We start from the raw sequence: 26218 nt of genomic DNA on the forward strand, positions 1-26218 counted from the left end.
TTGGGGCAACTCAGTGGGCGCCGCCGGCTGCAATGTGGCCGGGCTTCTCCAGCAGCAGGACCGCCGCCAACGCGATCGTCAAGCTAACGCCAAGCAGGAAGAACATGTCGTTGAAGGCCATGACGTAGGCCTGCTGGCGGACTCTAACCGCGATCGCAAGAACTGCTTTTTGTGCGGCGAGTGCGTGGTCGTCGACACCATGCGAGAGGAAGTAAGCCGTGAGCCGCGCGATGCGGACGCGGGTTGCCTCCTGAAACACCGACACCGATTGGACCAGCACGTTCGAATGGTACTGCTCGCGTTTGGTGAGGAAGGTTTGCAGCAGCGCGATGCCGACGGCGCCGCCGAGATTGCGGGTCATGTTGAAAAGGGCCGAGGCCGAGCCGGCATTCTCATTCTCGATGCCTGCTGTGGCGATCGCCGAAAGCGGTGCCAATATAAGGGCCTGGCCGATAGCGCGCACGATGTTCGGCCAGAACAGCTGGTCGCTGGCATATGCTCCGCTCATATGGATGTTCATGAAGTTGGACGCGGCAAACAGGGCAAAGCCGAACGCGATGACGAGGCGGATGTCGAAACGCTTCATGAGACCAGGCACCAGCGGGATCAGCACGAGCTGAGGCAGGCCGGTCCAGGCAAGCACCATGCCGATCTGTTCGGAATTGTACCCCTGAATACGGGCGAGGTAGACTGGCACGATGAAGACCGAACCGTAGAGCGCGACGCCGAGCAGGAAGTTGGCGAGGATGCCGAACCCGAAGTTGCGGCGGACCAGCAGCCTGAGGTTCAACAGCGGGTGGCTCGAGGTGAGCTCAATCCAGACGAACACAGCCAACGACACGGCCGCAACGATCGCCAGGCGCGCGATAAAGGGCGAGCCAAACCAGTCGTCCTTGTTGCCTTCCTCCAGCACCGTCTGCAGCGCGGCGAGGCCGAGGGCCATTGTGGCGATGCCCGACCAGTCGCCTTTGCCGAGAAGGCCAAGCTGCATCGGCTGGCGGTCGAGCGAGAACCACAGCATGCCGACCATGAGCGCGCCGGGCACCAGGTTGACGTAGAAGATGTACTGCCAGCCCCAGTTTTCGGTGAGATATCCGCCGATAGTCGGGCCAATCGCCGGCGCGAATGTAGCCGACAGTGCGAACAGCGCCAGGCCGATCGGCTGCTTGGTTTTCGGGAGCAGTGTGATGACGATGGTGAAGGCGAGCGGGATGAGCACGCCGCCGGTAAAACCCTGGATCGCTCTCAAAACGATCATCTGACCGAGGTTGGCGGCAAAGGCGCAGGCGACCGAGAACGTGAGGAACAGCACAGCATTGGTGATCAGATATGTGCGCAGCGAAAAGACCTGGGACAGCCAGCCGGTCAACGGGATCACCACAATTTCGGCGATGAGGTAGGACGTCGAGATCCAGCCGCCGTCGTCGATGCCGGCCCCAATCGCCCCCTGGATGTCCGCAAGCGAAGCATTGACGATCTGGATGTTGAGTACGGCCATGAATGCGCCAAGGGCAGAACCAACGACCGCCACCCAGACCCTCGCCGAACTGGCGGCACCAGCAGTCGCGGCGGCGTTCTGGGCGCGGGCCGCGGGTGGGAGCGACGAAACGACGGCGGTCATGGTTGCGGCTCCTTGAGCGGATGGATTAATAGGCCCGACAGCCCGTGTCGATCATCACGCGAACGGTGCATAGGGTGTCAGCTCCCACCGCCGTTTGGTGTTTCTGGTAAGCTCGGCTGGGCTCGGAGCACTCGGCCCTTTTCTATCGAGTGCCGACGGCAGCAGCCTCTTGGTTCCGGGCGAGCGTATTGGACAGGGCGAACTTTCTTGCTTCACCCAGAACGGTTGCCTTGGTGTCAATGGTCGGCTCGACGGACATGCCAGCTCTGAGCAGCCCACCGAACTCGTGATTGTCGACAGCGATTCTCACCGGGATGCGTTGCACGATCTTGGTGAAATTACCCGTTGCGTTGTCGGGCGGCAGCAGCGCGAACTCCAGGCCGCTCGCCGGTGACAGACTGTCGACATGCCCCTTCAGTTGGACGTCCGGGAGGCCGTCGACGGTAACGCGCACCGGCTGACCGTCACGGACATGAGCGAGCTGCGTCTCCTTGAAGTTGGCGACAACGTAGACGGCATCCATCGGCACGACGGCCATCAGTTGTGTGCCTGATCCCACATATTGCCCGATCCTAACCGTGCGCGCGCCGACGGTGCCGTCGACCGGTGCCGTGATCGTAGCGTAGGAAAGGTTCAACCGGGCCTGCTCTGCGGTTGCCTCGGCACGGTCCTCTTGGGCCACGGCACTGTCGCGCTCGGTGGCGAGCACGCTGATCTTCGCCTGCGCGGCTGCCACCGAAGCCTCGTCGCGCCGTAGACCGGCGACGAGCTGGTCGGCTTGGGCGCGGCTTGCTTGGGCCTTCTGGGCAGTGCCGGTGCCACTTTTAGCTAGCGTCGTGTAACGCTCGGCATCGGCGCTGGCGAACGTCAGCGAGGCCTGCGTTGCGGCGACGGTCGCCCTTGCCTGCTCGATCAGCGAATGCTGGAGCGCAATCTGTGCGTCGAGGTTACGGACGGCCGCCTCGGCGGCCTTTACCTCGGCATCCGCCTGGGCAAGCGCGGCACGGAAGTCGCGATCGTCAATGCGGGCAAGGATCTGCCCGGCCTCGACCGCCTGGTTATCATGCACCAGCACGGCGGCGATGTACCCCGATATCTTCGGCGCCACAGTTGTGTAGTCGGCCTTTAGATAGGCGTCGTCGGTCGACACCAGGTACTGGCCCTTGGTCCAGTAGCCGTAGCCCCAATAACCTGCCGCAATTGCGGTGGCCAGAAGCACTGTCGCGAATGCGATTCGCTTCAAGCGACGGCGCCCGGACGCAGGCGCGACGACGCCGTCTGGAGTAGCACTCGTGGAAACCGGCAAGCGGCCCGGCTGTTCCGCAGAGGGCCGAGCCGGTTGCTCGACGAGGGCCGCCGGCTGCTGCTGAAGCGCCGCCTCGGGTGCGTTGGGAAAGCTGGTGGTCGCAGGCATCTCGGACATCTCACTGGTCCTGGCGTTCATGGTGCTTTTCACGAGGGTTGCGGTTGGAACGGCGATACTGCCCAAGAAGGTCCGATACGCGTACCCTTAAGGGTCATGACGCCTGCCTCACGGCAATGATGGCGCGGCGCGAGTATGCCGGTCCTGCGCCCCGAATGCATTGGAGATCGGGTTTGAAGAATGGCGAAAATGAATTCGCGGGCCGCGCATGCCGGCGGCATGAATCCTGACATTGCAACGACCGGCCGGACGAAAGCTGGCGCGGCCAGATAGGCGCGGTGCGACGGCATTCCAATGAGACTGCGCATTGCTTTCCTCCGTCAAAGGTGTGTAGCCAGTGGGGAACAGAATGCCCCTCGCTGGAACTAGGAAGCCGGACAGGTAAGACGCTCGCCTGCCTCTTCGTTGGCTGCAGAGAGAAATCGGAAAAACCCCTGCATTCGTCCTCCCCGTCTCGTCCGGTTGACACGGCTCGAAATACATTTTGAAAATATCCGATAAAAAAAGCATCTGTTCCAACGTACAGGATCCGCAATCCAAACTGACAGCGGCGTTATTTTAATTGGATAGACTGACACAATGGGTAGTTTCAGCGAAACCTGCTTCTCAGGACGAACAATCGTTCCAACCGACGGCCGAATAGCCGATCAATTACTTTGGCGAAGGCGTCGCGACCAACAGTTACGCCAGGTTCGTCAGAGCGTCGGTTAGCGCGATGTCGTCCTATTGAAGCGTATTTCCTCTTGGGGCGGCACACAGTCTGCCAAATCGGCATGTGTTCCTGATGCCGGTCTAGGCAGCGCACGTTGATGCTCATGCCGCGCATTCGGTTCGACGCGCCGACGCATAGCGAATCGCGCAACTGCGCCAATCCGCGCGCTCGGCCGATCTCGCGCACGCTAACCGTTGAACACCGCACGGCGATAGCTAGCGATATCCAACCCCGGTGACGTAGTTGAAGAGCATTTGCTCCTCCACCTCTTCCTCGCGGAAAAGAGCTCTCATCGCATCGCGTATGTCCAACACGCCGATAGGCTTTGCGCCGACGTCGAGCACGGGGAGGTTTTGCAAGCTTCGCGAAGCCATGGTCTGGTAGGCGGTGTGGAGATCATCCTGCGGACCGCATGACACGATTGGGCTGGTCATGAGGGCCGATGCCGGCGGCGCTGGCGATTCTCGGCTGGTGAGGTGGCGGATGAGATCGGATTTGCTTAGAACTCCCGCCGCCGCTCCATTGTCGTCGCACACAACGACAAGGCCAATACCGGGCTTCGAAAGTGACAAGGCGGCGGCTTGCACCGCCGCGCTGGCGTCGATCACCATCAGCCGAGCCTTCGTCATCGCGTTGAGTTGTTCGATCTGCATCAAAGACCTCCGAAGGATTGCCTTGCTATGTCGAGCTCACTTTTCGACTGTAGTCAGGTTGGTGTCGTTCGTATCGACAACGAATACGGCAAGCATGCGCGCGGGTTCCGTCTTGCTGGCATTCTCCTCGAAGGTGTGGTGATCACCTGGAAACTCAGAAAAATTTTCGCCGGCGCGATATGTCTTCACCGGACCGTGGTTGACCTGGGTATTGATTGCTCCCTCCAGGACCGTGGCATAGATGAAAGCCGACTTTGCGTGGGTATGCGCCTCGGAACTTCCGCCAGGCCCATATTCGACGAGCACGCCCTTGATGCTCTTGCCTGGCACGTTGGGCAAAGGCTGGTCGTAGACCAGCGTGGCTTTGGGACCGTGCGAATCGTCGGCCAGGGCGGCGGTGACGGAGATGGCTGCGACGGCAGCGATGACGAGGGTCGTTCTGATCATTGTCTTGGCTCCTGTTTGTGAAGGGGGATCGCCGGCCGATGGGAGGGCCGGCCGGCGATCAGGCTCTCGCTGGGGGAACGCGGCGCGAGCCTAAGACCTGATGAAAGCGAGCAGGTCGGGATTCACGGTGTCGGCATGGGTCGTGCACATCCCGTGTGGGAATTTCTCGTAGACCTTGAGTGTCCCGCTCTTCAGCAGCTTCGCCGACAACAGTGCCGAGTCTGCGATCGGAACGATCTGATCGTCATCGCCGTGCATCACGAGCGTTGGCACATCGATGGCCTTGAGATCTTCGGTGAAGTCGGTCTCCGAAAAGGCCTTGATGCCGTCATACTGCGCTTTGGCGCCGCCCATCATCGCCTGCCGCCACCAGTTTTCGATGACACTAGGAATTGGCTTCGCGCCCGGCCGGTTGAACCCGTAGAAAGGACCGCTAGCGAAATCGAGATAGAACTGCGCCCGATTGCCGGCGAGCGCCTTGCGCAAGCCGTCGAAAACTTCGATTGGCAGGCCACCTGGATTGGCACGGGTCTTCACCACGATTGGCGGCACGGCGCCGATAAGCACGAGCTTCGCGACACGACCCTGACGCTGACCGTGCTGCGCGACGTAGTGGGTAGCTTCGCCACCGCCGGTGGAGTGACCGATATGGATCGCATTTCGCAACTCGAGATGCTCGACCACGGCGGCGGCATCGGCGGCGTAGTGATCCATGTCGTGACCTTCGCTCACCTGTGCCGAGCGGCCATGACCGCGCCGGTCATGGGCGATGACGCGGTAACCCTTGCCAAGAAAATAGAGCATCTGCGCATCCCAATCGTCGCCGCTCAAAGGCCACCCGTGGTGGAATACGATCGGCTGGGCATCCTTGGAGCCCCAATCCTTGAAGTAGATTTCCGTGCCGTCACTGGAGTTGATCACGCCCATTATCGTTGTTCCCTTGCTTGCCTTGGAAGATGAAAAACCTGGTGGTCCGGCGCCTGAGCGCGCACCGTTCGCGACGGGCCGGCCGCGACCGCGGCGCCAAAAACGCCCAAGGGGACATCGCGACGGGACGCTCGGCGAACCAAATCGTCTTCGATGTCGCCTACATCGCTGGGGCGATGTTCATGCTGATCGCGCAGTACCAGTTTGCCGTTGCTCCTGCGGCCGCGCATGACGGTCGTACGGTCTGCTTTGGCCATGTAGCGGCCTTCAGTCAGATTTTCGATGTAATGCTCCGCCTCCCAACCTTCGATCCAAGGCCCGGCGACGTACTTGTCGTCGTTGTAGACGTAAAAGCCGGTGAGGCCGTTTGCCATCGCTTGCTCTTTGACGTGGTATGCCATCTGATTTTCTTCTTTCTTGTTTGTCGGCATGTTGTACTGCTGCTGATTTTAGCTTGAAGGACGCGGCATCGAGGACGCGCCCAGCACATCAATGCCGCTGGAGCGGAGCGTTCTTGAACCAATCTTCGAAGCGCGTTGTACCGATGCGCGGATGGTCGCCTGGCACGAGCGAGCGGTCGTCCAGCCGCGTGCCAAAATATTGCGCGTTCGGATCCGCGTTTACTTTGCGCGGATCGTTCGTCGCCTTCAGAAACCGCGCGACCAGCTCACTCATGCGGATCGGTTCCGGGCCTGCGATCTCGATGACGCCGTCGACCGGCGGGGAGAGCGCGACATCTGTCATGATTTCCGCGACGTCGCCAGACGCGATTGGCTGAAAATAGGCACTCGAAACTGTTGTGATGTCTCCGACTGTTCCTGACTGGGCGATGCCGCCCAGAAACTCGAAAAACTGCGTGGAGTGGACGATGGTGTAGGGGATGCCGGAACCTCGGATGAGCTTTTCCTGAGCCATTTTCGCGCGCATATAGCCGCTCTCGGGCAAACGCTCGGCCCCGACGATCGAAAGGGCGATGTGGTGCTTCACACCCGCTACCTTCTCGGCTGCGAGCAAGTTGCGGCCCGAAGTCTCGAAGAACTCCAGAACGGCCTTGTCTTCAAAGGACGGCGAATTCGCCAGGTCGATGACGGTATGCGCTCCGGCAAGCGTTTCGGCGAGGCCCTCGCCGGTGATCGTGTTGACGCCGCCGTTCGGCGACGCGGCGACTACTTCATGGCCCTTCCTGCGCAGCTTCTCGACTGTCTTCGACCCGATCAGCCCCGTGCCACCAATGACGACGATCTTCATGATAAAACCTCCTCGTTCGCGTTTCAGGACTGTCTGATCGAGCGGCCAAGGGCCCATCGCGTCAGCTGTCTTCGTTCCAGACAATGCATCGGGGCTGCATGTCGGGGCTATCGAACGGAGGCATCGACCATGCGATGCGAAGGTCTAGGATAGATGCTTCCCTGGATTGGGGTCTTTAGTCAGCAAGGAGACAGTGAGTTGCGTGCTAGCCAAGCCGGCATGCTGGCAGCGAGCAGTACGGGGCCGCATTCAGGAAGCCAGGACGGCAGTGGGGCTCTCGTCAGTGGAAAAAAGTTGAATCCTTCGACCGAGGCGCAATGCAATGCTGCCTTTCGCGTCGTGGAAAAACTTGCGTCGGCTTCGGGTCAGATTTCCCCGCGCCCGCTGCTGTTGGCAGCACGGATACAGGTCGGATGTTCAACACTGTAGAAAATATTGCGGGGTTCCCCTTGCGGTCGCGGTTGTACTGTAGCGAGCCGAATCCTCGCGCACTTTGCAGAGCGGCGGCACCTGTGTACCCATTTGTCAACGAAAGCCTGCGGCGGCCAAGTCAGGATGGCGAGGACAGCCCACAGCCGTCGCAGGACTGCGCACGCGCGCAACCGAGCGCCTCATCGATGAGGCGGCGGACAGTGCGCGCGCAACGGCCGCACTTGGGGCTGCAAAGACAGCCATAGACATGACTGATCGAACGTGTCCGCTCCGCCTCGACGACGGAGCGGACATCCAGATCGCTCAACACATTGCATGAACAGATGATCATGGCGATGCTTCTCGAAGGCGACCCGATCTAGGGTGGTTCTGCCCTCACTCGGCAGGCGGCTAGTAGTCCCAGACGGCCGGTACGCAACGAAAGGCGTCGCCGTGAACCGCCACATGACAGACTGACGGAAACGGCAGGTGAGTGGCCACTAGGGGCTCGCGGTTCGCCGCAAGCTCCCGCATAAGACTGACGCGCACGCGCGCCGCCTCCTCGGGGTCGTGTTCGAAGCCATTGTGCCAGTCGGGATGATCGAATCCGACCTGGAACACGAGATCCCCCGCGAACGTCAGCCGGTCGCCGCCGGACGCCAGGCGGACCACGCTGTGCCCGGGGGTGTGGCCGCCAGTGCGACGAACGACTACACCCGGCGCCACTTCGTACTCCTGATCGAACGGACGCAACTGGCTGCGGTATTCGTTCGCGAACCGCTTGGCCGCCCGCCGAAGCGCATCCGGAAACCCCTCCGGCATGGAGACGCGCGAGAAATCGGGCGACTCCCAGAATTTGAGCTCAGCGGCCGCTACGTGAATCCGCAGATCCGGACGCAGCCGCTCCTTCACTCCATCGATGAGCAGGCCGCCAATGTGGTCCATGTGCATGTGGGTCAGCACCACGTCGGTCACCGATGCGAGATCGATACCGGCTGCCTCCAGTCGATGGATCAACTGCCCGGCCCGCGGCAGATGCAAGTCCGGATCCGCCCCTAGCCCAGCGTCGACGAGTATGGTCTGGTTGCCGCTGCGCACCACGACCACGTTCAGCGGCCACTCGAGCGTCTCCGGCGAGAGGAACTCGTCCTCCAGCCAGGCTCTCCGGACAGACGGGTCGACGTTGTATGCGATGGTCTGGGATGGAATTGGTAAGATTCCATCGCTGACAATCAGTACGTCAATCTCGCCGACCTTCAGTGCGTAGCGCGACGGAACAAGCTCGTCGGTTACCGGTTGACCGGAGCGTGAAATTTCCTGCAGGCTCATGTTTGTCTCCTGTTGATCGCCACGACCGCATCGGCCGCCACCGCCGCTGTCTCCCGTGGATTGGCACGTGCCTCCATGGACTGCCACCCGGCGTGCAGATGAGATTGCGCCGCGGTCGTCTGCGCGACCATCGAACGGAGGTATCGATCGGGCAATGCGAAGGTCCATGGCGGAGCTGCCGGGAGCACGGGTGATCAGATCACATCCTATGCTGCGGTATCAGTCGTCCCTGCGTTCATGCAGTCGACTGCATGCGCGCCCTCGACAGAGCGTTCTTACATGACTTGGGTCGGCACGCTGGTCGATCGGGCAATGTCGAGCGCGGCGAAGCGCGCCGACGGACAGGTCGGCACGATTAGTGACGGCGCTGCGCAACGGACATCTGCTCGACCGCACAGCTCGGCGTGGCCAGCGTCGTTGTCGATCCCGCGCGCCGACTTCTGGAGTACTGGTCGGTTAGCAGCTCGAGTTATCCCTGGCGTGACAGCCAAACCTTGGATCTCCACGCAGCCTCAGGAAGCCGTACGGATGTCAGCCATTGGCCGCAGTTCTTTTCGCGAGGGTGTGGAAGAGTGACCGGTGACAGCGGAAGGGAGAGCCGGGCCTTGGCCGATAGGGCTGCGGCCTTGGTTTACCAATCCTGGGGTCGTGGCTTGACCAATCCGCTGCCGACCGTAAGCGGGTTTCCCAACAAGGGCGACTAGATTCCATGCAAATCCAACCACTTAATGCCAGTCCAGAATTAACTGTCATTGAGGCCATTGGTAAGAACCCGGTCCTTGGATCGGGAACCCCAATCCTCGGCCTGAAAACCTTCTTGTTTTCAACCGCATAGGCCGAACACCTGAGGCCCTTAATTCCGGACTGGTAAACCCCATGAAATGCCAAATAATTCCGGACATCACAGCGGCTGAATGATTTCTGAGAGTTCCACTCTGTATGTTATGCCGCAAATAGTTCTAGCAGCTATTTAGTAATGCGACAGTTGCCCCAGTTAGAGATGCGACAGTTCCCGCTTCCGAGGCTGGTCAACATGAAGCTGGAAAGGAAGGCTAGCGACTTCACAGAGCCTGGCGTGAGGGCGGGCTTATTGCGGGAGCCGTCATGCTTTGGTCACCTTGTCGCAAAAAGAGCTGCATCGTCTCGAAGCCATCCAGAAGATCCGCGACCGACGGCTGAGCGTCGTACATGCAGCGGAGCTCCTTCACCTCAGCCGCAGTCAGGTTCACCGGCTGTTGCAGGCCTATGACCAGGACGGCGCCGGCGGGCTGGCGTCCAAGAAGCGCGGTCGGCCGAGCAATCGACGCCATGATGAGGATTTCCGCAACACCACATTGGATCTGGTAAGCGATCGCTACCGGGACTTCGGCCCGACGCTCGCCCGAGAGAAGCTGCTTGAATGGCACCAGATTGCCGTCAGCACCGAGACACTACGCAAATGGATGACGGAAGCCGGAATCTGGACTTCACGCCGTGAGCGGAAGCGCCAACTGCATCAGCCGCGCGGTCGGCGTGACTGTCTGGGCGAGCTCGTGCAGATCGATGGCTCTCACCATTGGTGTTCGAGAGCCGCGGCCCCAAATGCGCCTTGCTCGTCTATATCGCGACGCGATCAGCCGAGGCATTAAGGGGGTTCCCGTGGGAGCATCTGTTATGCGCTTCCTTGGATAATTGCGTATATCCGACTTAGCAGATAAGTTCAGGATATTCGATCTAACACATATTTACAAAATATAGAAGCTGACGCATAATTCGAGCATGGTCCTCGCCCGTACCCCTGAGCAAATCGGAAATGCCATCCGCCGCGCTCGCAAGCAGAAAGGCCTCAGCCAAGCCGCGCTTGGCGATCGTGCCGGTATGCGGCAGCCCTCCGTTTCCATTATTGAGAGCGGGAACCCAGCCGCCCGACTTGACAGCGTGCTGGCTTTGCTGGCAGCCCTCGACCTGGAGTTCCAAGTCGCGCCGCGCTCCAAGCGGTCCTCCTCTGAAATAGAAGACCTGCTCAGCTGATGGGTCGGCGGCCCCTTCACGTGCCGTTGCGGGTCTATCTGAACAACCGCCTTGTCGGCCAGCTCAGCAAAGAGTCCAGCGGCGCCGTTCGCTTCCGCTACGAGGATCACTGGCTTGCGCGGCGGGGCGCGTTTCCGGTCTCCCTCTCCCTGCCTTTGCGCGAAGATGCCTACCGGGGTGAACCCGTCAACGCCGTTTTCGAAAATCTGCTGCCTGACTCGGACGCGCTGCGCCGCCGTGTGGCCGAGAAAGTCGGCGCGCGGGGTATAGACGCCTACAGCCTGCTGGCGCGGATTGGCCGCGACTGCGTGGGCGCACTGCAATTCATTGCCGGAGACGATGACTTACCAGATATCGAAGCTATCAGCGGCGAAGCCGTCGATGACGGTGAGATTGAGAAACTCCTCAAGAACCTGGCACAGGCTCCGCTCGGCTTGAGCCGCGATGATGACTTCCGCATCTCTGTCGCCGGCGCTCAGGAGAAGACGGCCCTGCTCCGGCATGACGGACGGTGGCTCAAACCGCACGGCACCACCCCCACCACACACATCTTCAAGACGCAGATCGGCACGCTGCCTAACGGCATCGACCTCACCAACAGCGTCGAGAACGAGTTTTACTGCCTGGCGCTGGCCGAAGCGTTTGGCCTGCCCGTCAACACGGCGCGCATTGCCACCTTCGGCAAGACCAAGGCGCTGGCCGTCGAACGCTTCGATCGACGCTGGACCGAGAGCGGACGCCTCATCCGCCTTCCACAGGAAGACTGCTGCCAAGCCCTCTCTGTGCCGCCGACCCTCAAGTACCAACACGAGGGCGGGCCAGGCATGGCGGCAATCCTCAATCTCCTCAAAGGCAGTGATACGCCGGCAGAAGACCAGAAGACCTTCCTCGCCGCCCAGATGTTGTTCTGGATCCTAGGCGCGACTGACGGCCACGCAAAGAATTTCAGCGTGTTTCTGGCGCCCGGTGGCGGCTACCAACTGACCCCGCTCTACGACATCCTAACCGCTCAGCCGAGCCTCGACTTGAACCAGATCACGCGCAAGCAGATGAAGCTGGCAATGGCAGTGGGAACGAACCGTAACTACCGGATAGACCAAATTCACCCGCGGCATTTCCTTCAGACCGCCGCCGCGGTCAAACTGCCGGACAGCGTGGTGAATGGGGCCATGGCGCATATCGCAGAACGTGGCGAACGCGCCTTCACCCGGGTAACTGAACTCCTTCCTCGTGACTTTCCCGAAGCGATCCACGCCAGCGTCAGTGCCGCCGCCCTACCGCGGCTGAGGGCGTTTGAAGAGGCGGTGTCCTGAGTAGGACAAGAACCACCCCGGATGGATAACAAGTTAGCTCGTGCCGAAAGTTGACGGGCCCTGACTGCATGCATCGTCTTCCTGCCCGGTCGGATCGTCAGGCACGATCTCATCAAAAATCGCGGACCAATTCCGCTTTGCCTTGCCGCTGGATCTCTCGGATACCGTGGTGGTCAGTTGTTTCAGTTTTCGAGCTGCAGCAACAAAGCGCGCCTCTATCGCAGCTCCGGAGGGAGGCGTAGGCGGATGAGCTGTGCCGAATGCTGCAATGCGGCGATCTTCGGACGCGCCCGACTGGGAATAGGCGTCTGTGAGCGCGGGTATCGCAGCCCGCGGCAGCAGCTCCGTCGCTGGTACATCGGGGGTATTGGATCGCGAGAACCGCTCCATTGCCTTGAATGGAGAAGTCGCAAAAAAGCGCAACTTGTCTGCCAAAACAGGCGCCTGCCCTTCTACGAGGATGACCATCTTGTTGGCGGGCATTTGCCTGACCTCCTGAGGCATCATCAGATCGCGTTCGCGCACCTGTTCGACTTTGGTGCGGCGATGCAGCCCCATCAGTTCGATCGTTCTCGACTCCGTCTTGTAACGCACTGTCTTCTTGCCCAGTCCCCTTGAAACGCTCTCGGCCGTGACCTGGTCGTTTGCGCCAAGCACTAGCTGATATCCGCAATTGCCCATAAGCGAATGGCGGGCGGTTTCGCCGTAGATCTCATCCAAGTTTTTGAGGTCTTGGATGATGAAGGCCATTTTTATGTTGTAGCCGGCCACATAGGGCAGTTTGCTGGTGATCTCGGAGACTTTTCTCAGCTGCCGAAACTCGTCCAGCAGGAAGTAGATGGGCAGCGAATTCTGGTCCTGGGTGAGCAGCAGCGTGTCCAGCGACTGTTGGACAAAAAGCGATAGCAGCGGTTTCAGCATCGCCACGTCGGTGATGTTGGGCGCCAGGTATATCGAGATCGGTCGATGCTTCAGCGCACGAAGATCCATGTCGGTGACCTCGGTGGCTGCGACCACGCGCTCGTTGCGAAAGGGACGCAGGGCCTTCTGCACGTCGAGCAGCGCGGACGCAGCGGCGCGCTCCGACAGCGCGATATAGGCGTTGAAGCTTTCGAGCGTAAAGCGCGACAGGTTCGGCTCCTTTTCTTTGATGAGGCTCATCAGGGCCTGCAGATCGACGCCGCTGTTGAAGAATGAAATCACCTCGCCAAGATTGCGGCGGCCGCGATAGGAGTCGCTCTCGTTCACGTAGCTGATAGCCCCAGCCAGCACCAGCTGCGCGGTGGCCTGCCAGATCGCGTTCTCGGAATCGGCACTCTCGGGGACGAGAATGCTTGCTATGTTCAGAATGTCCGTTGTGCGATCGCCCCGGTCGGGCCTGATGAAGTCGAGCGGATTGTAACGATGTGTTCTTTCGCTGCCCGGCGCGAACAGGAAGACCTGGTTTCCGGTTGCCTTGCGATACCCGGCCGTTGAGCGGAAGATTTCGCCTTTCAGGTCGGTAACGATCATCGACCCTTGATGAGTGAGTGCGTTCGGGATGACGTAGGAGGTCCCCTTGCCCGAGCGCGTCGGACCGATGACCAGGTGATGGCGCTCGTCTTGGACGCGAAGGACATGGCGCCCGTAACGCCCCAGAATGTGTCCGTGGCGCCGGAACCATCTGCCATGCCGCAGCGAGGTCGTATTTTGGAAACGAGCATTGCCAAGCGGTTCGGAAGCACGCTTCAAACCGAGAGAGGCGATCGCACCGGCGATGAGGACCGACACGGCGGCTGCCCCCAGACTGGTCCGCTGCAACACGGCGTTGTGAGGGTAACGGGCAAGCTGCTGGAGCGCTGCGAACGGATTGGTTGTCGCGGTGACCTGCAAGATGCGGCCGTCGCCATACAACAACTGTAGCACCACCCCGTAGGCGAGCAGCCAGACGACAAAACCAATCGCGAGGCAGAAAACGAGATAGGCGATGCGGAACGTGCCGGTCATGATCGATCCATTCTTGAGAAATAGATCTCCGACACGCCACGACGTCCGCCCTCGCGCCTCAGCTGGACAACGATCGGAATGACGCTGCGAATGTAGGAAATAAGGTCGGCTTTCGAGTAAGCTGCCGACAGACCCGATTGCATCACCATCATGGCGAGCTGCTCATAGGCGCCGCGAGGCGTGTCGGCGTGGACTGTCGACATCGAGCCTGGATGGCCCGTGTTGACCGCACGCAGGAACGAGAACGCCTCACCTCCTCTCACTTCGCCCACGAACAGCCGGTCCGGGCGCATGCGCAAAGAGGCCTCGAGCAGGTTCTGGATCGTCACACTCGCCGTGCCTTGGTCGCCTTTGGATGAAAGCAGGTGCACGGTGTTGCGCTGGGGAGGAAACAGCTCGCGAGTATCTTCCAGCGTGATCAGGCGTTCGCTCTCGTGGACGGCCTTGAGGCAGGCGTTCATGAATGTGGTCTTGCCGCTTGAGGTGCCACCACTGATTAGCATGGAGACGCGGCTGAAAATGGCGCTACGGACAAAGCCATAGGCGTCGTCCCTCCGCAAAAGCTCCGTCAAGCCGCGATCGGCATCGTTCATGCCGCTGATGGCAACGGATACCTTATTGAAGGCGCCAGCGTCGCGATAATCCTCAAGCGTGAACTCGCCAACGACTTGCTTTCGGATCGAAACCGCGCCCCCCTCGGGCGCTGCCGGCGGCAGCACGAATTGTATGCGCTCCCCAGTTGGAAGGGCTGCGCTGAGGATCGGGTTTGCGGGACCAATGAACTGATTGGTGGCGGCCGCGACCCGTTCGCCCATATGGACGATTTCGGAGGCTGTCAGCTTTGGAATGTGATGGTATTCCATGTGACCGGCACCAAGGCGCTCGACATAGACATGGCCAGGTTTGTTGATCGAGATCTCGACAATCTGTGGATCTGTCAGCAGCGGCCTGAGCGGTTCGAGAGACCGGTGAAGGAAATAGTGCCGGTCATTGTTGCCAGGCTCGATCGAAACCGCGCTCATGACGAATTTCCTCCAATGCCTCTGAAACCGGATCGTCGTAGACAGCGGAAAAGTCGAGGTCCTGGCGCACGAAGACGAAGATCCGCTCGCCTTGCGGCACGCTGATCGTCGGCGGGATTTTCAGGCTCTCGCCAAGCGCCTGGTTGGCCATGTCCGAGAACGTCTGAGCAATCGTCGAGCGTGCGTTATCCTCAGCGCGCCTTGCCTCGTCGCTGCCTGTCGCGGTCTGGCTGCCGTAGCCGGTCAGGTAACTGGCGCCGCCGCCGACGATCGAAAGCAGGATGGCCGCGCCGAAGCGCTCCCGAAACTTGGTGTCGACCCGGCCGGTAAGCCCGGAGCGGCCAAGACTGTCGGCGCCGATCGAGTTCAAGCGGACGCTGACACCGTCATCGCGAAGCAATCGTGTCCAGATCACGAAGATGCGCTTCTGGCCGCGGGTGATTTCGGACTGGTATTCACCGATCAGCCGCGTGCCTGTCGGGATCAGTACACGACGGCCGTCGAATGAATAGACGTCCTCGGCGACGATGGCGCGGATCTGACCGGGAAGGTCGCTGACAACCGCGGTCTCGAGAATGCCGGGAAGGAGCGTGCCTTCCGCAATCAGTGCATCGACCCGGGCGATCTTCCTGGCCCGTGCCGAGCGATCGCCGATGTTGGCCGCTGCAGCGAGAAACTTGCTGTTACGGTCTTCGCCGGCAACGGAGCGCGGTTGCGCATCGCCGGCCGAGGCGCCTTGCTCGTCGCTGGTCGCCCCCTTTTCGTCGAAGACGATCATCTTGGAACGAAAGCGTTTGGGAAACTCATCGCCTGGGGCTGCCGGGGCGTCGGGAGCGGATAGAGGCGCTGCCGGCGGTGGCACATCGAAAGGCGTGACATTGGGACTCGGCACTGGCGGCGGTGGTGGCGGTGGCGGCAATTCCATCACTTCGGGCGCGGTGGGCTTCGCCGGCTGTTCTCGCTCACGCATGAACGAAGGCGGCCGAAAACTGGTGGTCGAGAACTCCTCGTCACCGGCTGGCACGTGGCCTTGCAACGGTTGACGCCCAGCCAAGGTAAAATAGCCCGCCACAAGCCCCAACAGGATCAGGACGGCACCACCGGCAAGCTGCTTGCGACGTACGGACCCGTCCGCAACAGCGGGGTCGTCATTGCCGGCCAAAGCCTCCAGTTCGGGACTTCGCTGGATCAATTTCCGCTCCTCCTGCGGACCGTTGCCATGTCGTCTCGCACTGGCGCCAGCGCGTCGGCATCGGGCGCGCCGAAATCGGGCTTTCGAAGATTGAAGATGCACAGCCACTGATTGCCGTCGCGCAACGTGTATTGGGCGGCGACACCGTCGACGACGATGTACTCGCCTTCCTTGCGGAAGTTCCTCAGCGTCTCCGAGAAATCGGAATTGACGGCGAAGATCGCCGCGGCACGCCGGCCGAAACGGAAGAAAGTCTTTGTGCCGTCATCGAACACTAACGCCGGCTTCAGACCCGCATCGCCGGAAAATGAATAGTCGATGTTGACATTGGCCTTGTCGATCGCGGCGATGTTGGGCCAGGCCGCGCGCTGCTCAGCTTCGCTCCTCAGCGCCGCGTCGCGGTCCTTCTCCGGATAAGCGAAACGAATGCCGAACACCTGTCGGCCTCCTGCGGGAGCACTATCCTTCAGCTCCAGAAAGTAAATGCGCCTGCTGGTCACGACGTTCATGTTCGTCGTCACGTTCCTGGCGATCGGCTTGACGAAAAGGATGTTGCCCTGCTCAGCAGGAACGACCTGCCAACTTTCGCTGTCGCCGAGCGATATGGTCTGAAATTTCTCCTCCTCGTCGAAGACGATCATCGTCGATACGCCATAGCTTGCATGCACTTGGACGACGTTGTTCTCCTGATAGGTGACGCTGGTGATGCGCCCGTCCAGGCGACCGGCCTTCGGCGTCTGCGCGCCGAAGGCCACAGCGGTGAACTCGAAGAGGATCAGATAAGCGACCACGACCAGACCGCGTGCCATCATTCGGAACCGCCCGGTGTCACCGTTTCCTGGTCGCGGCGGTAGCTGTAGACCTGGAAGCCGAGCGGATTTTCGAAGCGCCATTCGTTCTTGAGCGGGCTCTCGGTGTAGCGGAATCTCACCACCGAGATCCAATGCCTGTGAATGGCTTCCGTCTCGCTCTTTTCTGTGGTCGAGAAGCGCACGATCGCCGTACTGGCGTTTGGGAAGGTGACGGACTTGATATCGACAAGCACCCGCTTCAGCCGGCCATAGATCTTCGCCGGATTTTGCGCGTTGGCGGCGCTGAACTGCATCTGCAGGTCGCGGGCCGCCTCGTCGGTCGACAAAAGCGCCGCGATCCCGAAATATTCGTCGATGGCAAAAGGATCATATCCCTCGCGGTTGCGGATGTAGCGAACGACATTGGCCTGGGTGACAGCCTCCTGACCGGTGAGATCAGAGGTCCTCGTCAATCCCGACTTGACCTCGATATAGCCGGTGTTCCTGTCGACCTCGACCACATAGGGCTCGAAGCTCTTCAGCGGCACCATCAGCACCAGCGCCAACAGGGCAAGGGCCGCGATCGAGGCAAATAGCAGCGTGAAAAACCAGGCGATGCGGCTGGAGCGCATGGCGCGCTTGAAGATCTCGTGCTCCCAGACGTCACCGTCCTGGAAGTAGGATCTCAGCTTTTCGTCGAGGGGTTCTGCCATTGGACGTTGCGGAGCGTTGGAGGACAATTCTGTTGCGTTTTGGTGTTACCGCGTCTGTGCATTGGCGGTGATGGCGCGCTGCATGGCCTCGCGCGACGGCGTTTGAGGGCTGCGCAATCGGGCCTGCACACGATTGATAGCGGCCTGCATCTGTGTGGCCGAGCCGGCAACAGCGGCGCGCCCCGAAAGGACGCCGCGGCCGGTAAGGGCTCGCGAACGCTGACCAACCGGCATCGCGAGCCCGCCGACAATGCCTTGCGCCAGCGACTGGATCTGCAAGAGAACGAAACTGCCGGCCAGGCACAACATCACGAAGGCTGCAAGGTCGCTGAGCTTCAGCTCGCGATTGCCCGAGATCTGGTTGATCTTGGTCAGTTCCGGCGCCATCGCCGCGATCAGGAAGGCGGCGATCACGTAGACGAACAACGGGATCAGTGCGTAGAGCAGCGACTGGTTCAACCATCCCATCGCGTAGTTGCGCGTCACATCAAAGAACATGCAGGCGATGAAGATCGGCGCGGTGCCAAGCAGAACCCACAGGATCACCTTGGCCAGGACCAGGATGCCCAGCGCCACGGAGACGAACAGCCCGGCAAAGGCCATGATGATCATGCCGATCAAGGCCGGCAGCACGGAGAAATAGCCGGCCTGCTCGGCAAATGTGGACGCTGCCAGATTGGCGGTCTGCCAGATCTCCGAGAGGCCGTTGCTGGGTTCCGTCACCCCTGTGCCCGATGCGGCCAGTATTGCCCGCCCCGCCGCCTCCGGGACTTTTGTGATCCAGGCATAGACGAGAGCCTGGAAGTGCGACCAGGTGCTGACCAGAACGAGGATCACCATGACGCGGGCGACGCGGCCCACGATCTCGGCAGCGCTGAGCCTCGACGTTCCCAGCACCAATTGCACTCCGTAGAAGAGCACGACCAGCATGAACAGCAGCCGAAGCAGTGGCTCGATGTCCCTGCTCAGAACCTCGAACGCACGCTCGGAGAAATTCTCGCCCGAAGCATCGATGCGCTGCAGCAGTTCGCCGATGAAATTATCCACGTCAGCCCTATTCCGTTCGAGAGGGAAAATCGCCGCCGATCATTGCCCATGCCGCCGCTCTGTCGGGGTTGACCGGCCGCATCGGCCCGCACTCAAGGTGGGTGGCTTGTGCCGCGTAGCTCATCACGGCGGCCGGCCGTTTGCAGGGCGCGGATTTTTCCTTGGGCGTGGCGCACCCGGCAAGCAGCAGCGCCACGACGCTAAGCGCGATCGGTTCGTGCCGGCCTCGTGTCATTCGTAGGTCAGCGCCTTCTTGGTGTTTGAAATATCAGTCAACCTGCGCTGGTTCTCCGCCTGCAGCGCCTGGACGGCACCGTTCATGACGCCGATCATCTCGTTCAGGGTCAGTCCGGTCTGCACCTGCAATTGTGTGTTCTGGTCAATCGAGCCTTTGATGTCCTGAGCCTGGCCGATCCCCTGCCCGGCTCGCTCAAGCGCGGCACGCCGCGTTGCGACAGCCTGTCGCGAGCCAGTGATCAGAGCCGACACGCCGAGCACCGTCTTGACCATCTCCTCGTACGATTTGTCGCTCGCCAGAGAACTTTGCTGTTTGCCAGAAAGCGATTTCACCAGTTGCATGCCGTTGATGAAGGTCGTCGCGGCCTTGGCGATCTCCGGACCCATGGAGCCAAAATCCGGAACGCCATTTTGAAGCACGCTGTCGAAGGAAGGCACCGAGGAGACGCTGAAACCATTGCCGATCGCCAAGTCCTTGAGCGAGCCGACGTCGCTGCCGCGATTGCCGGTAACTGCCTGCAGGGTCTTTTCGACGGTGGTCAGAATATCCCTGTTGGTGTCCAGGATTCTCGCGGCCTTGTCGGCGGTGTCCTTGGCGACGGCATAGTTCGTCCTGTCGATCACCGGAATGTCGGCTTTGGCCGAGGTGACCATCACGGTCGCGGCGACCAGCACAAGAGCACGTTTCATTGGAGACCTCCTTGTTGCGGGTTGAAGAACAGCTCGACCTCTTGCTCGAGCTCGTGGACGCAGGCTTGCGCTTGCCGGCTCCAGACCAGACCGACGCGCGCATCGCAAAATCCGCCTGTCGGCGGCTGGTCGTCGGGCTTCGGACGGCCACCCGAACGGCTGGCGCCTGAAAGGTCGCTCAGCGTCACCGCGTTGCTCGAGTTGACCAGGTCTGCGAAACTGGCGCCCAGTTGGATCAGCCGGTTGAGCATTTCGACATTGGCGTTGCGGGCGCCTGAATTCTTGTCCCAGCTGTCTTGAACCGTGCCGGTGGCAGCCGAGCCGAATTGCTCAAACCAGGACGCCACATCGTTTGAGCCGTCGCCGACCGCACTGGTCAGTCCCATGGCGTCCAGCGTTGCGGTACGCATGCCCTGGAAGGCGGCACCCGTTCCGCCATAGTTCAATGGAATGCCCGACTTGTCCGAGCCGCCAAAGGCCGGCAGCCACTTTTGCGTTATCGCCGCGACATAGCCCTGCGTTTCTCTGAAGGGCGGGATGCCGCCGTACTTTTCGACGCTGCCGGCACCTGCATTGTATGCGGCCAGTGCAAGCGAGGCGTTTCCGTTGAAGCGTTCGAGCTGCTGCTTAAAGTAACGCGCGCCGCCACGCAGATTCTGCTCGACGCTGTTTGCGTCAACGCCAAGCTCCGCCGCCGTTCCCGGCATCAGCTGCGCCAGCCCGATGGCGCCAGCGCTCGATCTTGCACAGGGGTTAAACCTGCTCTCCTGGTAGACCAGGGCCAGAAACTGGTTCTCGTCGACGCCCTCCTCGCGGGCCACCCGCCGGACGAGGCCGGCGATGGTTGGGTTGACGTTGGCGGCGGCAACCGGATCGTCCTTGCGGCCCGGCCGATACATCGCGCATGTGATGCTTTGATCGACGCTGTAGCGATCGCGATCGGCCTTCTCGATTGCCGTGACATTGCCGTTGCGGTCCTTTCGCCTTTCGAGCACCGAGCCGTCGATGGTCACCACATCGGCTGCCGAGGGCGAGGCAAGAAGCAGCAAAAGCAGGGGGAGACGCCGGATCATGTCGATTGCCTCCAACCGCAGAATTCCGCCAGCCAGAGTGCCGGATCATCACCCAGTCGCGCCCGCAGGGCTGCGCATGCCTCGATCGTTTCCTTGCGGCCCGACAGCACTTTGAGGATGTCAGGCATGGTCGAGAGATCAAGTCGGGCAATGACGGAATCGTTGCCGTGCTTGATCAGGAACGTCCGCCGCTCCGGTGGCGTGTTCCTGACAAAGGCGAACTCCTTGGCCGTCAGCCCGAAGCGGCCGACATAGCTCTCCTCATCGGCGCGCGGATTTGGAAAGTGCAGGTTGGTGGAGGACTGCTCGATGAGGGTGTGCGATTGTGGTGCCTTGGCGATGTCGGCCGCCGACTGCGTGCCGAACCCGACGATCCCGTTCAGCTTGCGGATCGTCTTCATCTTGTCGACAATATAGCCGGAGAAGGTCTTGTCCTGCAGAAGCTTCCAGCCCTCGTCCATGAAGATCAGGACGGGATTGCCGGTGAGCAGCTCATCGAGGCGGTGGTAAAGGTACATCAGTGCAGGCGTGCGCACCTCGGCATTGTCCAACACATGCGTCATATCGAAACCGAAGATGCGGCTGCCGGAGAAGGACAGGACATCGCGCGGCGCATTGAACAACCAGGCCCTCTCCCCCTCGAACCATGGCCTGAGGCGTGATTGGAGGTCGTTGGCGTCGGAGCGCGATCGCCCCATCAGCAGAGCCGAGAGGTTGGCGAAGGTGCGCTGCTGCGCCGGCACCTGGCAAATGCGCGCGATCGCGCCTTCCAGCGTATGCTCTTCCTCCTGCGAGAAGCCGCGGCCGTCGGCGGGTTGCAGCATCGCCTTGACCAGCCGCAGCAGGAATTCGCGGTTGGCCGGCGTATTGTCTATCTGCAGCGGATTGAAGCCGGTGGCGACGCCGGGCTCCAGCACTTCATAGGTTCCACCGACGGCGCGAATGAAGATCTCGGCGCCGCGATCCTTGTCGAAGAAGACCGCACGCGGCTCTGGCGAGATGCGAAGCGCCTGCGCGAGCAGGAAGCTCAGCACCACGGTCTTGCCGGATCCGGTCGGCCCGGTGACCAGGAAGTGGCCGATGTCGCGCTGGTGGAAGTTGAACCAGTAGGGTGTCTGCGAGGTCGTCTCAAGCAGCGCGACCGGCAAGCCCCAGTGATTTCCCGTGGCCGTGCCGGTGGCGAAATTGTGCATCGACGAAAAGCCGGCGAAATTCGCGCTCGACAGCATGGAAGAACGGGCGATGTAGCTGTGGTTGCCTGGCAGCTGCGCCCAGAATGAGGCCTCCATATTGAGGTCTTCGCGCAGCCAGTTGATGTTCATGTCGGTGAGGCAGGCGCCGAGTTCCGAGACGGATTTGTCGACGCCGGCAAGGTCGTGCGCCAGACACAGGAGGCTGAAATGATGATAGCCGAACACGGCCTCCTGGTTGACGAGGCTGTTGAAGGCAAAATCGATGTCGGTCTCGACCGTGCTGCCGGCTTCGTCGGACGCCTGGATCTGCCGCTGCAATCTTGCGATCCGTTCTTGCGCGATCGGCTTGTCGGCGATGGTGAAAGATTGCGTCAGGATGAATTCGTGATTGAGCTGCAGCAGCCCGTCCAGCATGCCCGGTCCTGAAAAAGGCGGGTATTCCTTGATCGAGAGCATGGCGCCGAAGCGGTGGTCAGCCGTCGTCGGACCCTGCGCCTGCAGCGTCCTTTTGGAAAAGTGCAGCCGCGAGGTGCCGATATAGTTGCGGATCGCCATGCGCGGCAGCCGCATGGGGGCAGACGTCCCGCAGGTCAGAAGCGTGTTGAAGAACCCGCACGGCTCCGAATAGGGCTGGCCGTCGCGGTAGACGATGCCAAGCGGCCGGGCTCCATATTTCTGCAGGTCGCGTGCGACAGTGGAGACAATTTCCTCCAACTCGTTGATGCGCTCGAGCACCTGCTGTTTCTGGCTGTCCCTGTCACGCGTCCGGCTGAACACGGCAGAAAGGCTATCGGCTACGCCCAGCGCGCCACGCATGCGGGAGCGAACGATGGTGAGGTACAGCTCGTTTGTGAACATGCGGCGCTGCTTGAGCTCGGCCATGTAGCGTGTGTTGAGGAGAGCGCAGAACGGATCCGAGAAAAAACCGCCGATCTCTGGAATGACTTGCCTGCGAATGACGGTCGACCACAGCGAAAACCTGCTCGAGCCTAGGGCCCGGATCATGGTGTTCTGCACGCTGGCCCGCATGTTGAGTTCGGCCTGGTCCTCGGTCTGGAAGAACAAGCCATCGAGCTTGATGACGCTGAGCAGCGCCCCGCTTTCCAGACCGATCACCGTGTTGGCGAGGTGGCGCATGTAGGGCACGTGCATGGCCATTGGTCTGTCGCGGCGCCGTTGGCGTCCGAAGCCCAGTTCTTCGGCGACAATGTTGAGCATGATCAGGGCCCGTAGGAATTGGTTTGCCAAAAGGTCCTGTTTGGCGTGCGCGGTGTGCGGCGCCCCGCGGTCTGGACCAGATCGAGGATGCGCACGTCACGGCTGCAGAGCGCGAACAGGGCGAGATAGGTGACAGGCGCGATTGCGGCTGCCCAGAAACTGCTGGTCACCAGGAACGCGATGAGCGTGATGCCGAGGATGAGGTAGAAGGCGCTGAGCGGGACTCCCCACATCATCGGCGGCCGGGTGAGCCCGATGACCAGCGGTGTCAGTTGCGGCCTGTCGTCAGAATGATCGCTCATGGCTCAGTTGCCGACAGCCGATATCATCTGGTCGACGATCGCCGGCGCGCCGAACACCAGCCCGATGCCGATCACCACGGCGCCCGCGGTGAACCAGGAGAGGCGTCCGGCGAAGGCCAGAAAGCCAAGCCCGATGACGGCGATGATGGCGAGCAGCCGTCCGAATGGGCCGGTTATGAAATCGACGATCATTTGCACCGCGGTTTCGAGCGGTGCAAATGCGCCGGAGGTCTGCGCCAACGCCGGCTCGGCAATGGCGCACAGCGATACGCCAAGGACCAGGGCGGTGCCTGCAATTCGAAATGCCCGTGTCCGTCGAGCGTTCGAGAGGGCTCGCTTCATGTCTTCCTCCGTCAAAATTGCAGGACGCCGCCGACCCACTGCCGCGGCTTGCCTTTAGAGTTCGCTCCGATGAGAGGAGGCGCCTTGCCGGTGTCGGCAGGATCAGCTGCTATGCCGCTGCCGGCCTGCCGCCTGAGCGGCGGCAGCTTCAGCTGCCGATTGATGACGTCGGCGACGAACCGGACCGTCTCCGGGAAGGGTGGCACGCCGTCGTATTGAAGGATTCTCGCCTCGCCGGCGTTGTAGGCGGCGGCAACGATCAGCGGGTTGCGATAGGTGGCAAACAGATCCCGCAGCAGCCGCACGCCGCCGTCGATGTTTTCGGCCGGATCACAGATGTCGCTGACGCCGAAATGGGCTGCCGTCGACGGCATCAATTGCATCGGGCCACGCGCCCCTTTTGGAGAGTTCCGGCTGTGGTCGAGGCGGCTTTCAGACATCGCGACTGCAAGTGCGAAATCGCGATCGACGCCATACCTGGATGCAGCCTGCGCCACGAGCCGTGCGATCTCTTCCGAATTGAGGGGTGATGGCCCGCATTCAGCGTCGCCGGGAAGTCCGTTGTTAGCCGACGCGAAGTCAAATTGACTATGATCGATGGAGCGTGATGCGCTCGCCGTCTGCCCCGGCGGCGCCACATCCACGTCAATGCGCGTGGGGGCTTGGGTTTGACGAAGTCTGCCTTGGCCATCGAGCACATACTCTCCTGCCCTCTCCGCCCAGCGGCTATGGAAAACGCTGTCGATTATGCCGGCCTCTCCCGCGCTGACCGCGGAGACCGTTGAATTGCGCGGCGGCTGGCGCAGGTCGCGGTTTTCCGCCGCGCTGCTTGCGGAGTATGCCGACGGCCAACTCAGGAGGGCCGAACTCAGCAGCAGGAGCAGCCGCCGGTTTGCCAATATGAACAATGGAGAAACCATCGCAAGTTTCCACGCCGGTGGGTCGAAGTTTCGATAAATCGGTAGCTGACGGAAAAAAGAATGTCAAATCGATATTGTTTTTTGTTGCGCAAAGGATCCGTAATTGGCAAGCTGGATCGAAACGAGATGCTATTTGGGAGTGTCAAATATGAGAGCCAGCGTCGGCGGCAGCTTCGTCCTTTGCCTGGCGTCATTGGTGCCGGCCATCGCGGCCGAACCCGTCGATCAGGCCTACATCAGGTCACTCGCCGCGCCGGGAAAGACGGTCCTGGTCGTCGAATACTACGATGGCCAGGGAAGCATTGCCGAGCGCAAGGGCTTCGCTTCGACGAGCGGCTTCAAGGCCGTCTCGCCGATCGACTTCCGCGTCGATTCAAAAACCGTACTCCGCCTCTATGGCATCGAGCCCTGCGAGGGCGATCTGGTCAACCGCCGCGAGGATTTCTCCGGCACCTGCGCCGACTATGCCAGGAAGGGACTGGAGACGCTGTTGCAATCGCCAAAGGTGATCTTCTGCCGGGCCTTCGTCAGCGAGGCGAATGCGCCGCTTCAGGATGCGACCTGCTACGGCTACTACAATTACCCCGGCAGCCTCGACACGGTGGACATGTTCGAGGAGCAGCTGGTTTCGGTTGGTAGCCACCGGGTGGCAAGGAACCCTGACGGCACTGCGGTGCGCAAGGATCTCGCAGAAGCAGAAAAGATCGGTCGCGGCGGTTATGGCATGTGGGCCGATCCCAGGATGAAGGCGCAAGCGCAATGAGGACCGTTCGTATTCTCCTGGCCGGTGCGCTCGCCGCAGGCCCGGCAGGCGCCGCGCCGCCCGGATATTTCGACCTGCGACCGGGCGTGACGCTCGAGACTGGCGATAGTTGGGTCGAAGCCGGCACCAAGTATCGTCTATACGGCACCCAGGCGTGCCTTCGCGGAACTTTCTACACCGATGCCGCCGGCCGCCGTGCCGATTGTGGCGAGGCTTCGCTCGCGGTGTTCGGCGCCCTGATCGCCGACACCAGGCCTGAATGCGCCCCTGTGCTGAGGGTCGGCGACACCGTGCATGTTGCCTGTTTCGTCATGATCGAGGGCGATCGGCTTGATCTCGGCAATCTCATGATCACAAGCGGCTTTGCCTTCGCGGCCCTGCGTGCCGACGGATTGCCCTACCACGCCGGCTACGCCGTCGCCGAGCAGGCGGCGCGCGCCAGACACGCCGGGCTGTGGCAGTTCAAGGACGTCCAGCATCCGGCGATCCTGCTTGGTCAGGCTGCCGGCGCAAAAGCGTCGCGGCCATGACCGCGAGGCATTTGCTTTGGGCGCTGACCGCGCTGGCTTGCTCTTGCCTCCCCTCTCCTTCGCCCGGCGCCGATATCGCCAGAGCGGCTGGGAGCGGGCAAAGTG

At 61.3% G+C, this 26218-nt stretch carries 26 protein-coding genes and 1 pseudogene; 5 read left to right on the forward strand and 22 right to left on the reverse strand.

Annotated features, from left to right (window positions below; genetic code table 11):
- Positions 1-10 precede the first annotated feature (10 nt).
- From FJ943_RS14895 to FJ943_RS14935, 9 genes are all read right to left on the reverse strand, one after another.
- The gene (locus tag FJ943_RS14895; RefSeq protein WP_140722474.1) at positions 11-1621 is read right to left on the reverse strand and encodes an MDR family MFS transporter; all 1611 of its coding nucleotides are present in this window, start codon (positions 1619-1621) and stop codon (positions 11-13) included.
- A gap of 142 nt (positions 1622-1763) precedes the next feature.
- The gene (locus FJ943_RS14900) at positions 1764-3065 is read right to left on the reverse strand and encodes an HlyD family secretion protein (RefSeq protein ID WP_246671878.1); all 1302 of its coding nucleotides are present in this window, start codon (positions 3063-3065) and stop codon (positions 1764-1766) included.
- A gap of 906 nt (positions 3066-3971) precedes the next feature.
- Positions 3972-4409: a CBS domain-containing protein gene (locus FJ943_RS14905; RefSeq protein ID WP_140722477.1), complete on the reverse strand. Its 438-nt coding sequence runs from the start codon at positions 4407-4409 to the stop codon at positions 3972-3974.
- 36 nt (positions 4410-4445) lie between these two features.
- Positions 4446-4856: a cupin domain-containing protein gene (locus FJ943_RS14910; RefSeq protein ID WP_140722481.1), complete on the reverse strand. Its 411-nt coding sequence runs from the start codon at positions 4854-4856 to the stop codon at positions 4446-4448.
- Between the two features lie 90 nt (positions 4857-4946).
- Complete coding sequence (locus FJ943_RS14915; RefSeq protein WP_140722484.1) at positions 4947-5783, reverse strand: alpha/beta hydrolase; 837 nt, start codon at positions 5781-5783, stop codon at positions 4947-4949.
- Positions 5783-6214 (reverse strand): hypothetical protein, encoded by a 432-nt coding sequence (locus tag FJ943_RS14920; protein WP_140722487.1) that lies wholly within the window; start codon positions 6212-6214, stop codon positions 5783-5785. Before FJ943_RS14920 ends, FJ943_RS14915 begins: the two co-directional genes overlap by 1 nt.
- Before the next feature lie 58 nt (positions 6215-6272).
- A complete protein-coding gene (locus FJ943_RS14925) occupies positions 6273-7031 on the reverse strand; it encodes an SDR family oxidoreductase (RefSeq protein WP_140722490.1) in 759 nt (252 codons plus the stop codon).
- A gap of 550 nt (positions 7032-7581) precedes the next feature.
- Positions 7582-7794: a (2Fe-2S)-binding protein gene (locus tag FJ943_RS30010; RefSeq protein ID WP_140722493.1), complete on the reverse strand. Its 213-nt coding sequence runs from the start codon at positions 7792-7794 to the stop codon at positions 7582-7584.
- Between the two features lie 59 nt (positions 7795-7853).
- Entirely contained in the window at positions 7854-8771 is a 918-nt protein-coding gene (locus FJ943_RS14935; protein ID WP_140722496.1) for an MBL fold metallo-hydrolase, read from the reverse strand.
- 1109 nt (positions 8772-9880) lie between these two features.
- Between FJ943_RS14935 and FJ943_RS14940 the strand changes: the two are divergent.
- The 3 genes and pseudogenes from FJ943_RS14940 to FJ943_RS14950 all read left to right on the forward strand — a co-directional run.
- Positions 9881-10374 (forward strand): annotated as a pseudogene (locus FJ943_RS14940) (helix-turn-helix domain-containing protein); the annotation flags it as partial.
- 155 nt (positions 10375-10529) lie between these two features.
- Complete coding sequence (locus FJ943_RS14945) at positions 10530-10781, forward strand: helix-turn-helix domain-containing protein (RefSeq protein ID WP_140620410.1); 252 nt, start codon at positions 10530-10532, stop codon at positions 10779-10781.
- Complete coding sequence (locus FJ943_RS14950) at positions 10781-12094, forward strand: type II toxin-antitoxin system HipA family toxin (RefSeq protein ID WP_140722499.1); 1314 nt, start codon at positions 10781-10783, stop codon at positions 12092-12094. The genes FJ943_RS14945 and FJ943_RS14950 overlap by 1 nt, the downstream gene beginning before the upstream one ends.
- Before the next feature lie 33 nt (positions 12095-12127).
- Here FJ943_RS14950 and FJ943_RS14955 read toward each other — a convergent pair whose 3' ends face one another.
- From FJ943_RS14955 to FJ943_RS15015, 13 genes are read right to left on the reverse strand one after another with little or no spacing between them, the layout of a single operon-like run.
- The gene (locus FJ943_RS14955; protein WP_140722502.1) at positions 12128-14080 is read right to left on the reverse strand and encodes a type IV secretory system conjugative DNA transfer family protein; all 1953 of its coding nucleotides are present in this window, start codon (positions 14078-14080) and stop codon (positions 12128-12130) included.
- Positions 14077-15102, reverse strand: coding sequence for a P-type DNA transfer ATPase VirB11 (gene virB11, locus FJ943_RS14960; protein ID WP_140722505.1), 1026 nt, complete (start codon positions 15100-15102; stop codon positions 14077-14079). The genes FJ943_RS14955 and virB11 overlap by 4 nt, the downstream gene beginning before the upstream one ends.
- Entirely contained in the window at positions 15068-16291 is a 1224-nt protein-coding gene (virB10, locus tag FJ943_RS14965) for a type IV secretion system protein VirB10 (RefSeq protein ID WP_140716192.1), read from the reverse strand. The genes virB11 and virB10 overlap by 35 nt, the downstream gene beginning before the upstream one ends.
- Positions 16291-17103, reverse strand: coding sequence for a TrbG/VirB9 family P-type conjugative transfer protein (locus tag FJ943_RS14970; protein WP_140722662.1), 813 nt, complete (start codon positions 17101-17103; stop codon positions 16291-16293). The genes virB10 and FJ943_RS14970 overlap by 1 nt, the downstream gene beginning before the upstream one ends.
- On the reverse strand, positions 17103-17798 hold the full coding sequence (locus FJ943_RS14975) for a type IV secretion system protein (RefSeq protein WP_140620403.1): 696 nt from the start codon (positions 17796-17798) through the stop codon (positions 17103-17105). Before FJ943_RS14975 ends, FJ943_RS14970 begins: the two co-directional genes overlap by 1 nt.
- A gap of 45 nt (positions 17799-17843) precedes the next feature.
- A complete protein-coding gene (locus tag FJ943_RS14980) occupies positions 17844-18845 on the reverse strand; it encodes a type IV secretion system protein (RefSeq protein ID WP_140661267.1) in 1002 nt (333 codons plus the stop codon).
- 7 nt (positions 18846-18852) lie between these two features.
- The gene (locus tag FJ943_RS14985; RefSeq protein WP_140620399.1) at positions 18853-19080 is read right to left on the reverse strand and encodes a hypothetical protein; all 228 of its coding nucleotides are present in this window, start codon (positions 19078-19080) and stop codon (positions 18853-18855) included.
- Entirely contained in the window at positions 19077-19772 is a 696-nt protein-coding gene (locus tag FJ943_RS14990) for a type IV secretion system protein (protein WP_140620397.1), read from the reverse strand. Before FJ943_RS14990 ends, FJ943_RS14985 begins: the two co-directional genes overlap by 4 nt.
- Entirely contained in the window at positions 19769-20845 is a 1077-nt protein-coding gene (locus FJ943_RS14995; RefSeq protein WP_140620395.1) for a lytic transglycosylase domain-containing protein, read from the reverse strand. Before FJ943_RS14995 ends, FJ943_RS14990 begins: the two co-directional genes overlap by 4 nt.
- Positions 20842-23256 carry a VirB4 family type IV secretion system protein gene (locus tag FJ943_RS15000; protein ID WP_140722508.1) on the reverse strand — a complete coding sequence of 805 codons (2415 nt, stop codon included), beginning with the start codon at positions 23254-23256 and terminating at the stop codon, positions 20842-20844. Before FJ943_RS15000 ends, FJ943_RS14995 begins: the two co-directional genes overlap by 4 nt.
- A 2-nt stretch (positions 23257-23258) precedes the next feature.
- Positions 23259-23558, reverse strand: coding sequence for a VirB3 family type IV secretion system protein (locus tag FJ943_RS15005; RefSeq protein WP_140620392.1), 300 nt, complete (start codon positions 23556-23558; stop codon positions 23259-23261).
- A gap of 3 nt (positions 23559-23561) precedes the next feature.
- Positions 23562-23900: a TrbC/VirB2 family protein gene (locus tag FJ943_RS15010; RefSeq protein WP_140620390.1), complete on the reverse strand. Its 339-nt coding sequence runs from the start codon at positions 23898-23900 to the stop codon at positions 23562-23564.
- Between the two features lie 11 nt (positions 23901-23911).
- A complete protein-coding gene (locus FJ943_RS15015; protein ID WP_140722511.1) occupies positions 23912-24820 on the reverse strand; it encodes a lytic transglycosylase domain-containing protein in 909 nt (302 codons plus the stop codon).
- Positions 24821-24968: 148 nt separating this feature from the next.
- On the opposite strand from FJ943_RS15015, the gene FJ943_RS15020 reads away from it, so the two are divergent.
- Positions 24969-25583: a hypothetical protein gene (locus FJ943_RS15020; protein WP_140620386.1), complete on the forward strand. Its 615-nt coding sequence runs from the start codon at positions 24969-24971 to the stop codon at positions 25581-25583.
- Positions 25580-26113 carry a thermonuclease family protein gene (locus FJ943_RS15025; RefSeq protein ID WP_140620385.1) on the forward strand — a complete coding sequence of 178 codons (534 nt, stop codon included), beginning with the start codon at positions 25580-25582 and terminating at the stop codon, positions 26111-26113. Before FJ943_RS15020 ends, FJ943_RS15025 begins: the two co-directional genes overlap by 4 nt.
- The last annotated feature ends 105 nt before the right edge of the window (positions 26114-26218 follow it).

The organism is Mesorhizobium sp. B2-3-10 (assembly GCF_006442275.1).
GTDB lineage: Bacteria > Pseudomonadota > Alphaproteobacteria > Rhizobiales > Rhizobiaceae > Mesorhizobium > Mesorhizobium australicum.

Bases quoted from the DNA above. Each gene is read 5' to 3' on its own strand.
- FJ943_RS15015 (WP_140722511.1), bottom strand. From the start codon at position 24,820: ATGGTTTCTCCATTGTTCATATTGGCAAACCGGCGGCTGCTCCTGCTG.
- FJ943_RS14900 (WP_246671878.1), bottom strand. From the start codon at position 3,065: ATGAACGCCAGGACCAGTGAGATGTCCGAGATGCCTGCGACCACCAGC.
- FJ943_RS14950 (WP_140722499.1), top strand. From the start codon at position 10,781: ATGGGTCGGCGGCCCCTTCACGTGCCGTTGCGGGTCTATCTGAACAAC.
- FJ943_RS15025 (WP_140620385.1), top strand. From the start codon at position 25,580: ATGAGGACCGTTCGTATTCTCCTGGCCGGTGCGCTCGCCGCAGGCCCG.
- FJ943_RS14985 (WP_140620399.1), bottom strand. From the start codon at position 19,080: ATGACACGAGGCCGGCACGAACCGATCGCGCTTAGCGTCGTGGCGCTG.
- FJ943_RS30010 (WP_140722493.1), bottom strand. From the start codon at position 7,794: ATGATCATCTGTTCATGCAATGTGTTGAGCGATCTGGATGTCCGCTCC.
- FJ943_RS14920 (WP_140722487.1), bottom strand. From the start codon at position 6,214: ATGCCGACAAACAAGAAAGAAGAAAATCAGATGGCATACCACGTCAAA.
- FJ943_RS14970 (WP_140722662.1), bottom strand. From the start codon at position 17,103: ATGGCACGCGGTCTGGTCGTGGTCGCTTATCTGATCCTCTTCGAGTTC.
- FJ943_RS14955 (WP_140722502.1), bottom strand. From the start codon at position 14,080: ATGACCGGCACGTTCCGCATCGCCTATCTCGTTTTCTGCCTCGCGATT.
- FJ943_RS14995 (WP_140620395.1), bottom strand. From the start codon at position 20,845: ATGATCCGGCGTCTCCCCCTGCTTTTGCTGCTTCTTGCCTCGCCCTCG.
- FJ943_RS14895 (WP_140722474.1), bottom strand. From the start codon at position 1,621: ATGACCGCCGTCGTTTCGTCGCTCCCACCCGCGGCCCGCGCCCAGAAC.
- FJ943_RS14945 (WP_140620410.1), top strand. From the start codon at position 10,530: ATGGTCCTCGCCCGTACCCCTGAGCAAATCGGAAATGCCATCCGCCGC.
- FJ943_RS14975 (WP_140620403.1), bottom strand. From the start codon at position 17,798: ATGGCAGAACCCCTCGACGAAAAGCTGAGATCCTACTTCCAGGACGGT.
- FJ943_RS14935 (WP_140722496.1), bottom strand. From the start codon at position 8,771: ATGAGCCTGCAGGAAATTTCACGCTCCGGTCAACCGGTAACCGACGAG.
- FJ943_RS15020 (WP_140620386.1), top strand. From the start codon at position 24,969: ATGAGAGCCAGCGTCGGCGGCAGCTTCGTCCTTTGCCTGGCGTCATTG.
- virB11 (WP_140722505.1), bottom strand. From the start codon at position 15,102: ATGAGCGCGGTTTCGATCGAGCCTGGCAACAATGACCGGCACTATTTC.
- FJ943_RS15010 (WP_140620390.1), bottom strand. From the start codon at position 23,900: ATGAAGCGAGCCCTCTCGAACGCTCGACGGACACGGGCATTTCGAATT.
- FJ943_RS14910 (WP_140722481.1), bottom strand. From the start codon at position 4,856: ATGATCAGAACGACCCTCGTCATCGCTGCCGTCGCAGCCATCTCCGTC.
- FJ943_RS14905 (WP_140722477.1), bottom strand. From the start codon at position 4,409: ATGCAGATCGAACAACTCAACGCGATGACGAAGGCTCGGCTGATGGTG.
- FJ943_RS14915 (WP_140722484.1), bottom strand. From the start codon at position 5,783: ATGGGCGTGATCAACTCCAGTGACGGCACGGAAATCTACTTCAAGGAT.
- FJ943_RS15005 (WP_140620392.1), bottom strand. From the start codon at position 23,558: ATGAGCGATCATTCTGACGACAGGCCGCAACTGACACCGCTGGTCATC.
- FJ943_RS14925 (WP_140722490.1), bottom strand. From the start codon at position 7,031: ATGAAGATCGTCGTCATTGGTGGCACGGGGCTGATCGGGTCGAAGACA.
- FJ943_RS14990 (WP_140620397.1), bottom strand. From the start codon at position 19,772: ATGAAACGTGCTCTTGTGCTGGTCGCCGCGACCGTGATGGTCACCTCG.
- FJ943_RS15000 (WP_140722508.1), bottom strand. From the start codon at position 23,256: ATGCTCAACATTGTCGCCGAAGAACTGGGCTTCGGACGCCAACGGCGC.